The sequence below is a fragment of the Vibrio glycogenivorans genome (assembly GCF_051660965.1).
GTDB lineage: Bacteria > Pseudomonadota > Gammaproteobacteria > Enterobacterales > Vibrionaceae > Vibrio.
The window spans coordinates 279582-295351 of sequence record NZ_JBPVIS010000006.1 but is presented as its reverse complement, the minus strand read 5'-3'; the positions used below and the strand labels follow the sequence as shown (position 1 = coordinate 295351).

General features: G+C 49.3%; 10 protein-coding genes. 6 read left to right on the top strand and 4 right to left on the bottom strand.

The features are described 5' to 3' along the window. Positions 1-48: 48 nt before the first annotated feature. The 3 genes from ACSTTG_RS13990 to ACSTTG_RS13980 all read right to left on the bottom strand — a co-directional run bounded on the left by ACSTTG_RS13990 (position 49) and on the right by ACSTTG_RS13980 (position 3922). Entirely contained in the window at positions 49-1149 is a 1101-nt protein-coding gene (locus tag ACSTTG_RS13990; protein WP_438475263.1) for an imelysin family protein, read from the bottom strand. A gap of 18 nt (positions 1150-1167) precedes the next feature. Further along, positions 1168-2541 carry a di-heme oxidoreductase family protein gene (locus tag ACSTTG_RS13985; protein WP_438459633.1) on the bottom strand — a complete coding sequence of 458 codons (1374 nt, stop codon included), beginning with the start codon at positions 2539-2541 and terminating at the stop codon, positions 1168-1170. 121 nt (positions 2542-2662) lie between these two features. Then, positions 2663-3922 carry an imelysin family protein gene (locus tag ACSTTG_RS13980; RefSeq protein ID WP_438459435.1) on the bottom strand — a complete coding sequence of 420 codons (1260 nt, stop codon included), beginning with the start codon at positions 3920-3922 and terminating at the stop codon, positions 2663-2665. 376 nt (positions 3923-4298) lie between these two features. Between ACSTTG_RS13980 and bcsO the strand changes: the two genes are divergently transcribed. The 6 genes from bcsO (at position 4299) to ACSTTG_RS13950 (ending at position 14654) form a co-directional block, all read left to right on the top strand. Next, positions 4299-4697, top strand: a complete 399-nt coding sequence (gene bcsO, locus ACSTTG_RS13975) for a cellulose biosynthesis protein BcsO (RefSeq protein ID WP_438475262.1) — start codon at positions 4299-4301, stop codon at positions 4695-4697. Next, positions 4688-5455, top strand: a complete 768-nt coding sequence (bcsQ, locus tag ACSTTG_RS13970) for a cellulose biosynthesis protein BcsQ (RefSeq protein WP_438475261.1) — start codon at positions 4688-4690, stop codon at positions 5453-5455. Before bcsO ends, bcsQ begins: the two co-directional genes overlap by 10 nt. Before the next feature lie 34 nt (positions 5456-5489). After that, positions 5490-7589, top strand: a complete 2100-nt coding sequence (gene bcsA / locus ACSTTG_RS13965; RefSeq protein ID WP_438459438.1) for a UDP-forming cellulose synthase catalytic subunit — start codon at positions 5490-5492, stop codon at positions 7587-7589. Next, on the top strand, positions 7586-9814 hold the full coding sequence (bcsB, locus tag ACSTTG_RS13960) for a cellulose biosynthesis cyclic di-GMP-binding regulatory protein BcsB (RefSeq protein ID WP_438475260.1): 2229 nt from the start codon (positions 7586-7588) through the stop codon (positions 9812-9814). The genes bcsA and bcsB overlap by 4 nt, the downstream gene beginning before the upstream one ends. 62 nt (positions 9815-9876) lie before the next feature. Further along, a complete protein-coding gene (locus ACSTTG_RS13955) occupies positions 9877-13605 on the top strand; it encodes a cellulose biosynthesis protein BcsC (protein WP_438475259.1) in 3729 nt (1242 codons plus the stop codon). A gap of 29 nt (positions 13606-13634) precedes the next feature. Next, the gene (locus ACSTTG_RS13950; RefSeq protein WP_438475258.1) at positions 13635-14654 is read left to right on the top strand and encodes a family 8 glycosyl hydrolase; all 1020 of its coding nucleotides are present in this window, start codon (positions 13635-13637) and stop codon (positions 14652-14654) included. 36 nt (positions 14655-14690) lie between these two features. Here ACSTTG_RS13950 and ACSTTG_RS13945 read toward each other — a convergent pair whose 3' ends face one another. Next, complete coding sequence (locus ACSTTG_RS13945; protein WP_438475257.1) at positions 14691-15770, bottom strand: protein-glutamate methylesterase/protein-glutamine glutaminase; 1080 nt, start codon at positions 15768-15770, stop codon at positions 14691-14693.

Here is a 15770-nt window from a genome sequence, read left to right as displayed (position 1 = left end):
ATCCCGTCGCCCTAGGGGGTTGTCTAATAAGCTCGCCTCAAGCATGAATCAATCACCATCACTTGAATTAAAACCAACGCGCACACCCAAAGTCTGCGCAGCCTGCTCAGAAATTAAGTAATTGAGGTAATCTAGACGGTTGTAGGCATTGAGCGCGTTACGGTAACCATCATCGGTTGATAACGTCGAAAATAGACTGACTTGCAGTGGCCAAGCTTCAATCGCCTCGGCAAGTGACTCTCGGATCAATCTAGCCAACTTTGGCTCCTCGACTTGTAAACTGGCTAAGAGCCCACCTTCGACCATCAATGTATCCTTGATAGCCCTGAGGTTGTGGTGCAGGTTGCGATAAGAGCTTTGTGAGCGCCATGCTTCGGCGAAAAACGGCTTGGGTTTGCCCACTTTACCTAAGGGCAAAGCGAGCTTTTTGAGCATAAAATCCAGCTGATTATTGACCAGGCTAAAACGCTCCTGCTGCCACTGTTCTGTATTCAGTGCCGCCCAAGGGTTCTCTGTCCAACTCTTCGCTATGATCTTGCTACTGATTGCGATGCTCTGCGCAACAACGGCTTGCCAGTGACATCGAACACTCGCATCTAGCTTACTTGTGGCAGAATCAAATAATAGCCACTCATACGCACCTAATCCTTGAACCGTGACACTTTTTGCACGTAATTCCTCCACAGAGATAGCTGGATAATCTCTAATGAGGCGCTGGATTTGTCGGCCTAAGGTATTTTTCTTATCTGGCCAAAAAAGCATGTTCCAACTTTGCTCAAGGGCCAAAGGCGGCCCCTTTTGTTGACCTTGTAGCGCCATATAGTGCGATACTACTGTGTGCCACTGCTGAATTAATTCATCACGGTCAGTCACACATAGCGCTGATATGCCAACTAGTTGCTCTGCCTCGGATAGAAGCGCCTTAGCACGCTCAAACTGCAATAAATACAGGGACTGACTCTCATGCCCTGTCGGCTGTGGTAGTAACGTCTCTTCAGCTAAACGCTGCAAAGCATCTCTACTTGGTTGCTCATTTGCGCTGGCATCAATAGAGAGCAGATAGCACCATAGCAAGAGCGCAATCGGCAAAACGAGCGAGCGTATCGAGCGCGACTTGGCCAAAATAGAATGGGCTGCAACAATCGACATGTTTAATCCCCAGTGGTGTCAAAGAGAGTTAAGAAATGCAATCAAGGCTTCACGCTCCTGGGCGTTAAATTTCAATACCTGCTGTTTGGCGTTTTCCGCTTCTCCCCCATGCCACAATACCGCCTCCATAAGATTACGAGCGCGACCATCATGCAAAAAGTAGGTATGTTGGTTGACTTCTTGGGTGTAACCAATGCCCCAAAGAGGCGACGTTCGCCATTCACGACCATTGGCAATATACTCACCACGATGATCAGCTAAACCCTCTCCCATATCATGCAAGAGTAAATCTGTATACGGGTGGATAAGTTGCTCTGACAGCGCTGGTCTGTGTGCAACTTTGGCAGTCTTAACGTTTACTTTATGGCAAGACTCACAGCCCGTGTTTTGAAATAACTCTTGCCCGAGCAATACGTTGGGGTCTTGCGTATTTCTGCGCTTCGGCACAGCAAGATGTTGAGTGTAAAACTCGACAAAGGAGAGAATTTTCTCGCTCACCTCATGCTTACCACCATTGGGGAGCTCGTGACACACACGCTGGTCAGCGGTACAGTTTTCCTCGGGAAACAGACGACTGGTTAGGCCTAAATCTCCGTTAAACGCGCTCGCATTTTGTTGCATCAAGCTCGGCATCCCAGCTTTCCACCCAAAACGACCAATGACCGTTTGTTGCCTATCGAGGTCCCAAACTTTATTCACCCGGCCAGAAATACCGTCCCCATCGCGATCGTCGATATCTTGCCAGTCCAGCAAGGTTTGCTGTGGAATAGCTTCGAGTAAGCCAAGGCCAATCATTGGCGGGGCAATGCGTACCGACATCTCAACATTGTGTGCCATCGGGCCATAGGCCAAGTCATCAATTTTTACCCTCGGCTTGCGAAGCGAAACAACATAGCCGTCAGTAAAGGTCACCTGCTCCGCTGTGTAATCAATGACAATTTTCCCTTCAGGAACGCCGCCGGGGATCGCGAAGTCTTGGAGTTGAGTTCCATAACTCGGCTCTGGAATGTTGCTCATGGTGCGTAATTTACGCCTATCTTCTTCACTCAGGGCAGGAACAGACAATCGCACCAGTAGTGATACTGCTTGAGTTTCCCCTTCCTCTGGTGGATGCCCACGCCCATCTTTGATGTGACAATTCTGACATCCATTGGTGTTAAACAAGGGCCCTAATCCATCGCGCGCATCGGTTGAGGCCGGTGCCTCTACCCAAGGATTTCTGAAAAAGCTGTTACCGACGCTAAAGTTAAGTCGCTCACTCATCGGCAAGTTGCTCGCTGGCATTGAGAACGCGTTAGGGCCTGTTTTGTCGGTTGTCGTCTTACCGCCCGACAATACACCGTAACCAAAACATGTGCTGCTGAGAAAAAGCGTGCTCAGTAACACGACGATGTCTTGAACGATTCGGCGTGGGTAGGCGGCGAAGACTTGGTCGTTATCATTCAAAGTCCGCTTCCTTACAGCAGTAAAGTGGCCACATCATGCGCCCTTTGTACCTGAGCAATGTTCTCAATTAGAATTCATGATCAGCAGTATCTGGGCTCAAATCAGTGACGCCAATCAAGCCTGCTGCGCGCTCAATCGAAGAGGTTTGCGCAACCAAGGCAATGATCGATTCGTTGACTAGTTGATGACCGGCTGAATTTTGTGCTGCGATCAGTTGATCAAAATACAGCCCTTGTGCTGCGGAATCGACCAATTGATAAACCTGGCTGCGAGTCGCTTCAAACTGGGCTTGGATCTCCTCGGCCGCTTTCGGGTCCGTTTGCATGACTAAATCATGCAGGCTTGGGCCTGAAAGCTGTGTGCCATCATGGCGACGATACGAACCAGAGTACACATTGTAAATACCTTGTTCATTGTAGTAGTGAGAGTTATGCGTGTTATCCGAGAAACAGTCGTGCTCGTCTTCTGTCGAGTTGGCTTCCAAGGCCACCTTCATGCGCTCGCCCGCCAGTTCACCGAGGGATAACGAGCCCATACCAAATAACATCTTGCGCAGCCCCTCCTGTGATGGCTCAGCCAAAAGTTCACTGCGATAATTATTGGCGACGCCTTGTACCCATTGTGATTCCATCCACTCTAGATCATCCACCAACAGTTGAGCCGCTGCTTTGAGATACTGTCCCCGCCGCTCGCAGTTTCCGTTGGTGCACGCTTCACCAATAACATAGTCTGTGTACTGGCGCTCACCCGCGCCACGGTCGGTACCATTGAGGTCTTGCCCCCATAACAAAAATTCAATCGCATGATAGCCCGAGGCGACATTTGCCTCTGAGCCACCCACCTCGTTAAGGCTGGCAATCAACTCTGAAGTGATTTCACTGACATCCATCACCTCCCCCCCGACTTGTATCTGCGTGTTTGCGATAATGTTCGCGGTTGCACCCTCATTACCCAACTCATATTGATAATCGGCCGCAACATAGTCAATCAGGCCCTCATCAAGTGGCCATGCATTGAGTTGACCCTCCCAATCATCAACGATCGCATTACCAAAACGGAACACTTCTGATTGTTGATAGTGGACCCGCGCACTCAACCACGCTGTTTTAGCATCTTGAAACGTTTTCTCTGATGGGGCTGCGACGAAGCTATCAATTTGCTGGCGAAGACTTTGTGCAGTAATACGTGAGTCTTGATAAACAGCATGTGCAAGGTCGGCATAGTGCTCTACGACTTGCTGTTCGGTAACGGTAGTTTCGGCAAAGGCGAAAGGAGCGGCACAACAAGCCAAGGCAACGAGCTTGGTATTCTGTTTGATAACTGGCATTGCATCTATCCTTGAAGGTGGCAAATGTTAACATCTGTTACATTTCATGTCTGTAAATTATAAAAATGTCACTCATTATTTCAAGTGCAAATGATAATTATTTTCATAAATTTCTAAAGCCGATCTTTTCCCTAGCCCTACAGCAGGTATCTAATCAATTTCTACAAAACTCTTACACCTTTGTTAAGCAATGACCGGAGCGAACTAGAGACTCTCTTTCGGCTATGCAACAAACTAATATGCAACCAATACTTCACATGCTGCTAAGTGCATGTTACGCTTATGTAAACGCTGTAAATAACCATAGTGCCTATCAATAAATATTGTTTCATTATTGATACTTATCTAAAGTCTTGTTTAGGGAGTTTAATGAGCAATGGATGTCTATGATGACCTAAAGCAGTTTGAAATCACCACCGGGTACGATGCTGCTAGCTTCGTCAGTATGCCAAGGCGTACCCGTCACAGTAACACTCGTAGTTACGCTTTGTTAGATCAGCTCAACCAAAAGTCTTGTCATGACTCAATCGAAGCAGTAGAAGGATGCGATGATGTTGCGGCAATAAACAGCGCTCAAGCCAATGAGCAGCAGCCTTTTGTCTCCTCACCCCAACACCTTAGCGAAGATCAGACGATTTTATCCAGTCTGAGTAAGGTGTCGATTGCACATAACCTAGCCACAGAGGTGCCTGCTGACATAGACGGTCAACAAAGCCAAGAGAAGACTGACAATACACACCCCTCACCAACAGAGAGTGTCGCGCCATGCCCTTAATATCCGTAACCTCACCAAAGGGAGGAGTGGGTTGTACCACCCTTGTCGCTAACCTTTGTTATGCGCTATCTAATAAAGGCATTAAGGTGTTAGCCATTGATTTTGATCGCCAAAATGCCCTTCGACTTCACTTTGGGGTGCCCATTTCAGATGAACGCGGCTATGTCGCATTAAGTCAAGAGCGTTCGAGCTGGGGTGAGATGGCCCTGTCGTATAAAAACAATATTTTTGTGCTACCTTACGGCGAAATCAGCAAACAACAAAGCGCGTCATTTGATACTCGATTAGCTCAGGACCCGCTGTTCGTTTCAAGGGGATTGAACTCATTATTGCAAGACCCTAAGTTAGTGATCATTGCCGACGTGCCTGGAGGCAATTTAGCGGCGCTCGATGCAATATCCAGTATTGCTGATATCTGTCTTATCCCTTTTCTTGCTGATACTGCCTCGATACACCTTTTACCTAAAATTGAAAAGCATATCGCAGACAACACCCCCTGCCCGCACTATTTTTTGCTTAACCAAATTGATCTGAAAAAGAGGGTGAGCAGTGAGGTGATCATATTCAGTGAGAACCGTCTTCAAGATAAGTTGTTGGGTCAAATCCATAAAGATGAGAGCGTCGTAGAGGCCAACGCCTCACAAAAATCTATCTATGAGTTTAACCCTAGCTCTTCAGCTGCTTTTGACATTGACATTATTAGCGATAAGGTCGCCCAGATTTTAAGTATTAAAATTGGCGATGGAGTGACCTCTTAATAAAAATAATCTGAACTTCAATAGCGAATCTATTATGAAGACTATTAGACTGATTTTACTCCTGGTCGTTGTCGCTCCTGTAGCGATGTTGGTGATCATGACACCGATGGACGGCGAGAAGCAGTACTTATTTGCCCTGTTCAGTATCGCGGCATTATTGCTGCTGAACTTCAACAAAAGCCGTAAGATCTCAATTGTGTTGGTGGTGTTTTCCATCCTGACATCAACTCGCTATCTTTATTACCGCGTGACTGAAACCCTATTTTTTGAAACGCAATTCGAAGCCATCTTAGGCACGATACTGTTCATTGCCGAGCTTTACTCATGGATAATGTTGCTGCTTGGCTACTTGCAAACCACCTTCCCGCTTGAGCGAAAAATCGAACCTTTGCCCAAAGACACCTCACTTTGGCCGACGGTGGATGTGTATATTCCAACCTACAACGAAGAGCTGGATGTGGTACAAGACACCGTTCTAGCGGCGCAATGTATCGATTACCCACGCGATAAACTCAATATTTACTTACTTGACGACGGCAATCGCAAGGAGTTTGCTATTTTCGCCGCCAGTGCCGAGGTGGGGTATATCACTCGCACGGACAACACCCACGCTAAAGCCGGTAACCTTAACAATGCATTAAAACTCACTAACGGAGATTTGATCTGTATCTTTGACTGTGACCACGTCGCAACCAGGATTTTTTTACAGTCGACCGTGGGTGCCTTTGTCAAAGACCCCAAATTGGCCATGATCCAAACGCCGCACCACTTCTACTCGCCCGATCCTTTTGAGCGCAATCTCTATGGTGGCCGAGATATTCCCAATGAAGGCGAACTCTTCTATGGCCCAATTCAGCAAGGTAATGATGTGTGGAATGCGGCCTTTTTCTGTGGTTCGTGCGCGGTATTAAGACGCACCGCGATTGAGGAAATTGGAGGCATTGCTGTTGAAACGGTAACCGAAGATGCCCACACCGCGCTAAAAATGCAGCGATTGGGCTGGAGCACAGCCTACCTGCCGCTCAGGATTTCCGCCGGACTCGCCACCGAGCGTTTGGGCGTTCACGTCGTGCAGCGCAACCGCTGGGCAAGAGGAATGATACAAATATTTCGCCTGGATAATCCCTTGTTTGGTAAAGGGCTTAGCATCCAGCAGCGACTGTGTTATCTCAGCGCGATGATGTATTTTTTATTTCCATTGCCAAGAGTCGTCTACTTGGTTGCGCCGCTTGCCTATTTATTGTTTGATTTAAAAATCATTCACGCCTCGGCCCCGGTGATTTTTGCCTACGCATTGCCACACTTTATTACCTCGATTGTGGTGACGTCGCGACTCAATGGCCCGCATCGATACAGTTTTTGGGGTGATATTTATGACATCACACTGTCATTACACCTCGTTATTCCGACCTTGATCACTATCCTATTTCCACACAAAGGTAAGTTTAACGTGACGGATAAGGGGGAGTTGCTCGACAAGACCTATTTTGACTCCCATATTGTCCGCCCGCATATCATTGTTGCCCTGCTGCTCGTTTTTGCGGTGCTGTGGGGCGGCTGGAGGACTCTGTTCCCTGACCAATTTGACGTCAATCCCAACGTTATTGCACTCAATATTGGCTGGGCGTTTTACAGCCTGGTTTTCTTGGCGGCGGCCATCGCAACAGCAAGAGAAACTAAGCAGATACGCAACACAATTCGCTTAAATGTCAACATTCCTGCCGTGGTGCACTATGTCAACGGCGTCGCCTCTCGCACCTGCACCAAAGAGATTTCCATGGGCGGCTGCTTACTTAACCTTGATACGCAGCCGGACTGCCCAATTGAACATATTGAGTTAGAGCTCAACTCCGGTGCGACGTCAATTCCAGTGGCAAAAACCATCAACAGTGCCAAAGGCTGTGCACTACAGTTTGATGATATGACCATAACCCAGCGACGTGAACTGGTGAGAATTGTGTTGGCTCGCGCCGATGCTTGGGTTTCTCGACCAAGGGCTAAAGACCACCCACTGCGCTCACTGAAAACCATTTTCCAATGCATCTTTGACGTGTTGATCGCGGCGATTGATGACCGTCGTCGTGATAAAGACTTAAAAAACGCCCAAGCCACAAAAAAGGAGCCGGTGTCATGATACGATCCTCGTTGCTTAGCGTGTCTAAGTTGACCTATTTTCTCGTTGGCCTGCTGCTCACTTGCTCTTTGTATGTCGAGCAAGTCAGTGCCAAGCAAGTGACTTTCGAGCAACTGGGACATACCCAAGGTATCCGCTTTATGCAGGGGCAAACCCAAGCAGGTTTGGGCCTCGGCATACCAGCGAATCAATTGGTCACTAACGCACAGCTCGTGTTAGACGTCGATGTCAAGCAAACACTAATTGACCGGGGCGATAGTTTGGCTGTGAGTGTCAACGGACAGCAAGTTGGCCAATTGCCCTTTGGCAACATGTTTGAAAATGAGCAAAGTTATTTGCTCGATATTCCGGCTGTGCTGATGACTTCGCAAGTCACGATTGGCTTTGAGGTCAATCAGGCCGAGCAGGTGTTATGCTATCCAGAAGAGAGACCAACACCCGACTTAACGATTCTGCCCACCAGCCGGATCATCGTTGACGGTACCGAGCTAAAGATCACACCTGACCTCAGTCGATTCCCCGAGCCGTTTATTGATGTTGGCCATTTCGACGGCGGTAATATCTATATCGCCTTACCAGAGTCACCATCCAGCGCCCAGATTTCATCTGCAGCCATGCTCTCCTCTTGGTTCGGAACTCAGGCAAACAATCTCTCCAGCAGCTATGTAGTCGCCCTCGGTGACCTTCCGGCAGAAAATGGCATTGTGATCGCCGAGCCTGGCCAAACCATCGGCTCATTAACCTTCCCTGCCAGTGATGAGCCCTACATAAGAATTGTCACTAACCCGATAAGTCCTAACCATAACCTACTAATGATCGCAGGTCATAGTAAGCAGCAATTTCGCTCTGCGGTTTGGACTCTGGTCCATGAGACCTTCCCCCACAGCGCACAATTTTTTGATGTCAAAGCTCAGACGATCACTAGACGTCAGGCGTATGATGCACCCCGCTGGTTGCCCACCGATCGCCCTACTTACCTGAGTGAACTGCTCTCAGACTCACAAAGCCTTGTGACTCCCGGCGTTTGGCACGAGCCGATGAGAATCAGCTTTCGAGCCTCGCCTGATCTGTTTTTGTGGGATGGTAAAAGCATTCCCCTCAACATCGACTATCGTTTCCCCACTGTGGATTGGATGAATGACGATCAATCACAGCTCAGTATCAGCCTCAATCAGCAGTACCTGACTGGATTAGGCGTCAATAAAACCGGCTATCTCGAGCGGGTTTGGCATTGGTTGGGACAAGATATTAGAAGAGAGAATGCTCGCGTTCCTGTTCAGCCTTATATGATCTATGGCGATAACGAGCTGTCGCTGTTCTTTAACATCTCTTATCAGCCAGGTACGCCATGTAATAACCTAGCCAATGCCAACATTCGCAGCACAATTGGAGAAGACTCCAACCTAGATCTTTCCAAAACTCGCCATTTCTCCAAACTGCCTAATTTGTCTTTCTTCGTTGGGGCTTCATTCCCGTTTAGCCGCTTTTCAGATTTATCCAACACGGCAATTATTCTGCCGGAAAATCCAAAGCCAGAGCAAATCGAAGTGTTGCTCGACCTAACCTCTCGCTCAGGCAATGCCACTGGCACGATTGCCAGCTATCCCGATGTGTATTTGGGGGTGCCAGCACCCAGTCGTTTGGTGTCAAAAGACATACTTGCGGTATCACTGCTCTCTGACGCGACTTTTAATCAGGCGCTGTTCGCAGACTCTCCCTATACCATGCGAGCAAATTATATTGGCTTAAAAGAATTTAGCTGGTTCAAAAAGGGGCTCAATCTCCTCCTTGGCGAATGGCATTTACAACGCTTGGAAGCCGAGCGATATTTTGCTTCGACATCGCAGTGGCGTGGTTTTTTAAGCTATCGTTCACCCTGGGACAAGGAGCGAGTCGTTGTGTTAGCGTCGGCATCGCACAGCAATGAACTGGCGAAGATTGGCAGTGACTTGCAGTCTGCTACCATTAATGCCGCTATTCGCGGAGATACCTCAATCATCACCGGCGACAAGGATGTGGTCAGTTATCGAGTCTCCAACAGCTTCCCGTCTGGGGAGCTTCCCTGGTATCAAGTGATCATGTGGTACGCCAACCAACACAGTATCATGCTGGTAGGGGTTCTGTTGTTACTCTCTACAATCTTAGGTTTCTCTATCTATCCCGCGCTGGTCAAAGTCGCAAAAAGACGACTGGCTTCTCCTGACAACCAACATAGAGATCAGTAATTAAGATGCAAAATAAAACTCAATCGATGATTTCACTCACGTGCTTGGTTCAGGCTCTCAGCATGAGCGTTTATGCCACTGAATCGCAAGCAAACAACGGCGCACTGGATACCTTGTTTGAGCAGGCTGAGTACTGGCACGCGCAGTCTAATGATTCGCTTGCGAGCGAGTCACTTGAAAAAGTTCTAATGGTGGATGCTGACAATGACCGTGCACTCTACTATTTGTCGCTCTGGGCCCAGCAGCGTGGTGATGCCGAGCAAGCCTTGCAATGGAAACAAAGGTTGGCTCAGGCCGCGCCAAACTCACCCTATATTCAGCAGTTAGACTCATCACCTGAGGTTAAACCCGTCTCCCAAGCTCAAATCGAGCAGGCCCGCCGCCTTGCCAGTACCGGCAATTTGCAACAAGCATTGCAGGCGTGGCAAGGGGTATTCCAAGGCGAGGAGCCGCCTTTAGCCTTCGCGCCAGAGTACTACCTCACCATGGCGAGTATCGATGCCCAATATGATCAGGCCAAGGGCGCGCTTGACCAATTGTATCGCCGCTACCCAGAGAGCACCGCGGTTAAGCTCACCTATGCCAAAGTACTGACCTACCGCGAGAACACCCGCCGCCAAGGCATGGACCTATTAGAAACCATGGCGCAGTCCAACCCAGAAGCCGACGCCAGCCTTCGGCAGACGTTGTTGTGGCTAGAGCCGACCCCGGCTGATAAGCGCTATTATCAGGCTTGGGTACAAAGGCATCCACAAGATACCGAGATCAAAGCCCTGTATGAAAAGAAAGTCAGTAATGAGGTAAGAAGTAACGGTTTTGAACTGCTCAACAAGGGGCAGTTAGCTCAAGCAAAACGGGCCTTTTTACAAGCGATTGATGCCAATCCGAAAGACGCCGACGCCCTCGCAGGTCTCGGTTACGTCTATTCTCAGCAAGAAGATTTTGCCAATGCCGCCACCTACCTAAATCGCTCGGCAAACTTAGGCGGCGCTCAGGCCAGTGCCAGAAGAAAACAGGCCGACGAAGCCAAGTTCTACGCCGACCTCAACAAGGCTAAGCAGCAACAGCAAAGCGGCAACATCAAGCAGGCGTTGCAGTTAAGCCACCCGCTGGCCGCGCGCAGCGATCAACTGGGGAATTCTGCCAAGCTATTTCGAGCGCAACTATTAAGAGAAGTCGGTGATTATAGCGAAGCAGAAAAGCTATTAGTGGCTGTACTGAACAGCAGTCCGAATAATTCAGCGGCCAATGAGCAACTGTATTACGTGTTAGTCGAACAAAATCAGATGCAAAAAGCGCAGAAACTGCTTGCTAACCTTCCAGCGCAGCAGCAGCGCAAGATCCGAGCGAGCGATCAGTTCGGCAGTATTCGCAGCCTAGCCGATCAGGCCGTTGCTGCAGGAAATATAGAGACGGCGATTGTTGTGTTGGAAAATGGCGTGGAGAGACTGCCAAATAACCCGTGGATCAGGCTCGAATTAGCTAACTTGCTCAGCTCGAATAGCAGAGAGCTTGAAGCCGAGCAAGTGATCGCCCCTTTGTATCGCCCACAGGCATCCAATGAGTCACTGTATGCCGCGGCAATATTCTACTCGGGTCAAGAGCAGTGGCGACGCTCTAACTCCTATCTTGCACGCATTCCAGAAGCCGAGCGAAGCGATACTATGGATAGCCTCTATCAAGAGGGGCTTTTAAATCAGACCTTAGATCTGGCTGCCAGCTATATGGCCCAGGGCAACCGAGATAAATCGCTCGAGATCCTAGCGCCATTGGCGTCAAAGCCGTTTGATAAGCCTTATCAGGCGGGGAAAGCTGCGGAGCTGATGGTGCAAAGTGGTGACATGAACCTAGCGCTGAAAACCATCCAAAATAACCTCGACCAAGACATCGAGGGCAATGCCCTCGATTACGCCAGCCACATTAAGATCCTCCATCAAGCCGGCTTAAAGCAAGCGGCACAAAATCTGCTGAATGATCCACGTATCACCGCTAACAGTAGCGAAGAGCAGCTGATACGAGCGAGGAATGTCTATGTCATTAACGAGGCTGAACAACTGCGCTCGGCCGGTCACTATGCCTCGGCTTATGATGTGTTAACCATGGCTTTGCAGCAAGACCCGAATAGCGTTGAGCTGATGCTCGCTATGGCAAGATTGTACGAATCCGGCAAGATGCAACAAGAGGCGTCAGTGGTGTATGACTATCTGATCTCGACCAATCGAGATAATATTCAACAGGACGCCCATGTCGGGGCCATTAATCTAGCTCTCGCCAATAACGATCCGCAAACCGCACGAGAGCTTAGCCAAGAGTTAAAAGATACCCAAAGCCCATCGAGAATGTTGCTGTTGGCTCGGGTCTCTCACGCTGAGGGGAACCACCAGCAAGCGATGGCGACACTGCGTAATGCGCGCAGCCAATTATTGGGCATGCCGCTGTCATCGAACTCCTCTAGTCCGATGCAAGGGGGACGACTATTAGCCGATAACCCGTTTAAAGCGGACGCCAGTCAATTTGAAGGGACTAATAATCCATCGGTCTACAGCACCCAAATGCCTTGGCAAATTGAGACCGCCAATAACTACCGCATCGATGCGCCAAAGTTAACCCCACGTCAGGAGACCTTAGCCCAAGTTGATCAAATGCTGGCGACAATAGGTAAAGAGACTTCGTCGTGGCTACAGGCAGATTTTGAGGTCCGAGGAAGAGATGGTGAGGCGGGACTGAGTAAGTTAACCGAGGCTAATTCTTCCCTCACTTGGTCCACCCAGCCGTTCGCCAATACTCGCGTCGAGGCTAAGGTCAGTGCGGTGTCGCTCAATGCAGGCTCGGCATCGGGTGATGCCAGCCGACGCTTTGGTACTGGAGCTACCATCCAAGGACAGGTTGCAGAGGATGAGGACCAAACCAGCCCACTGCCAACGGTAGCCTCACAAGGTTCGCAGCAAGAAGCCGGGATCGACATCGCGATGGCACTCCAAGGGCAAGACTACACCTTAGATATTGGCACTACCCCACTTGGCTTTGAAGAAAATACCTTTGTCGGTGGTATTGAGTGGCGACCCAAGCTTAGCAACTATACTCGCCTGTCATTATCCGCGCAGAGACGCGTTATCAAAGACAGTTTATTGTCCTACGCAGGTGCGGTCGATAAATTCTCAGGTCGTTCTTGGGGTCAGGTGACCAAAAATGGCGCCAGGGCCGAGCTGAGTTATGATGACGGTTTCGCGGGCTATTACGTCAGCGCCGACGGGTGGGCCTACCTTGGCAATGATGTTGCTGACAACACCAGCATTGGATTTGGTTCAGGTTTCTATTTCAGGCCCCACGTTGAGGAGGATGCCGAGCTGCAAGCTGGCATCAGCATGTCCTATCTCAACTTTACTGATAACTTGAGCTACTTCACTGTTGGTCATGGTGGATACTTTAGCCCGCAAAATTACGTCAATATCGCGTTCCCGTTTAATTATAAACATACCTATATGGGTCTAAATTACTCTATCGGCGGCGCATTAGGTTACCAGTCTTATAGCTTAGACTCCGTGGCTTACTACCCGGATAATCGTGCCCTTCAGGCTGAGCTAGAGGATTACGTCAGCCAGGGTTACGCCAAAGAAGCGTATTATGACGGTGACTCGGTCAGTGGCATCGGTTATCAGTTTAATGCCAGCTTACAGTACGCCATTAAGCGTAGCTTGGTGCTCGAAGCACGGGCGCTTTATGACACCTTTGGCGATTATAACGAAGCGCGCGGCCAGATTTGGCTGAAGCACTACTTTGATGAGTACTAGAGACCTAAGTGACCTACAAAGGGAAGTCTATGTGGTTGAGCAAATGGCTGATAGGGTCTCGAAAATGGCTAGCTGTTGTGTTGGTTATCTTTGGCGCTCCAGTGCATGCGGCAAGTGATGTCGACTGGCTGCGCTATAAACAGCGCTTTGTTCACGCGGATGGTCGAGTTGTCGATACCGGCAACCAAAATATCAGCCACAGTGAGGGCCAGGGCTTTGGAATGTTGTTCGCGGTTGCGTATGACGACAGGCAGGCATTCGAACGGTTATGGCACTGGACTCAAGATAACCTGCGCAATGAGACCACGGGCCTATTTTGCTGGAAATACAATCCCAACGTCGCAGATCCGATAGAGGATAGAAACAATGCCTCCGATGGCGATGTGCTGATCGCTTGGGCGCTACTCAAAGCGAGCAAACGATGGAACCAGCCACAGTACCTTCAAGCGTCTGATCAGATACTGCGCTCATTATTAACGCACAACATCATCGATTTCGCGGGTAAAAAAGTCATGCTACCAGGCACGGTCGGCTTTACTTTCCCATCAAGTATCACGCTAAACCCGTCCTATTTTATCTACCCTGCTTGGCAAGATTTTCTCGCTCACACCCATCTATTGGACTTGCAATCACTGATCGACGACACGCTACAGTTGATGCTGGATATCAACTGGGGCAATCACAAAATCGCCACCGATTGGGTCACTCTCTACATCGACGGCACCACATCTCCCGCCGCGCAGTGGCCGGCTCGTGCAAGTTATGATGCGATTCGCGTGCCTGTGTATATTGGCTGGCACAACCCTAGTCATCCGCTAATGTCACGTTGGCAAGACTTGTTCTCAGGTTACGATAGATCAAACACGCCCGCTTGGGAGACTGTGACTGGCGACCAAAAAGCTGGGTATCCGATGAGTGGTGGGTTGCTGGCGGTACGAGACTTCACCATGGGAGAGCTCTCGCCAAGTTCAACCAAAGTGAGCGATCAGGATGACTACTACTCAGCCAGCCTTAAATTGTTGGTTAAGTTGACCAGTTCAGGTTATTAAGCAACCCGCCTATAGTTCGTAGCTCAGGGCTTGATACTAACTAGTGCTCACAACCGGCTTTATATTCAGCTCTAGGATGGCCTCAACGAGCTCAGAGATGGGCATATCTTTGTGCACTGCACCGATTTTTTTCGCTTCACGCGGCATTCCGTAAACTACGCAGCTATCCTTATCTTGCGCAAGCGTCATAGCCCCAGCCCTTTTCATTCTCAGCAACCCCTTAGCACCATCCTTACCCATGCCGGTGAGTATAATCCCAAGTCCAAGCTGCTTTACATTTTCAGCCACAGAGTCAAATAACACGTCTACCGAAGGCTTATGCAAGTTAACCGGTTCGTCATCGCTTAACATGGTGTAGTAGCAACCCGAGCGTTTGTGAATCACCAGGTGTTTATCGCCAGGCGCAATATAGGCGTGACCGACCTTAATCACTTGATCATGTTTAGCTTCTTGTACCTCAATCACGCACAGGCTCTGCAGACGCGCTGCAAAAGATTGAGTGAACCGGTATGGCATGTGCTGGGCAATCACAATGCCCGGGCAATTTTTCGGCAGCTTGGTCAAAAGCTGTGTGATCGCTTCTGTGCCCCCTGTCGATGCACCAACCGCGACAAGATAGGGTGAGAAGTCACGATTCGCCAGCTGTTCAGTATTGGCCCTTTTCAATGGTTTAACCGCGGGTTTTGTAGAGATAGTTGCTCGAGGACTATCAAACCTCAGCCTAGCCTGTCGCAGCTGCTTGATAACCTCAAGCGAATAGGTATCCAAGCTATTGTCACGTAACTGGCTAGGGTTAGGCTTTTGCACGCAAGCCGTTGCGCCGATTTTAAGCGCCTGATCGACAAGGACAGGATTGTTATTAACCAGTTTGGAGACAATAACCACTGGCATAGGTCTGAGCGCCATTATCTTGCTCAAAAAATCGAGGCCGTTCATGCCTGACAGCTCAATGGCGAGAGTCACTACATCAGGGTTGAGCTGCTTGATCAAGTGGCGCGCCTGCTGGGCATCATGCGCGATGCCAACGACGGACATACTCGGTTGACTCGCGACGATTTGCTGCAGAAAGTCACAAGATTGATGGCACGAATCTATAATCAACACCTTTAACGACAT

What these genes read in the sequence shown, in the direction of transcription:
- bcsB (WP_438475260.1), top strand. Translation starts at nt 7,586, where the DNA reads ATGATACGATCCTCGTTGCTTAGCGTGTCTAAGTTGACCTATTTTCTC.
- ACSTTG_RS13950 (WP_438475258.1), top strand. Translation starts at nt 13,635, where the DNA reads ATGTGGTTGAGCAAATGGCTGATAGGGTCTCGAAAATGGCTAGCTGTT.
- bcsQ (WP_438475261.1), top strand. Translation starts at nt 4,688, where the DNA reads ATGCCCTTAATATCCGTAACCTCACCAAAGGGAGGAGTGGGTTGTACC.
- ACSTTG_RS13955 (WP_438475259.1), top strand. Translation starts at nt 9,877, where the DNA reads ATGAGCGTTTATGCCACTGAATCGCAAGCAAACAACGGCGCACTGGAT.
- bcsA (WP_438459438.1), top strand. Translation starts at nt 5,490, where the DNA reads ATGAAGACTATTAGACTGATTTTACTCCTGGTCGTTGTCGCTCCTGTA.
- ACSTTG_RS13980 (WP_438459435.1), bottom strand. Translation starts at nt 3,922, where the DNA reads ATGCCAGTTATCAAACAGAATACCAAGCTCGTTGCCTTGGCTTGTTGT.
- ACSTTG_RS13945 (WP_438475257.1), bottom strand. Translation starts at nt 15,770, where the DNA reads ATGTCGTTAAAGGTGTTGATTATAGATTCGTGCCATCAATCTTGTGAC.
- bcsO (WP_438475262.1), top strand. Translation starts at nt 4,299, where the DNA reads ATGGATGTCTATGATGACCTAAAGCAGTTTGAAATCACCACCGGGTAC.
- ACSTTG_RS13990 (WP_438475263.1), bottom strand. Translation starts at nt 1,149, where the DNA reads ATGTCGATTGTTGCAGCCCATTCTATTTTGGCCAAGTCGCGCTCGATA.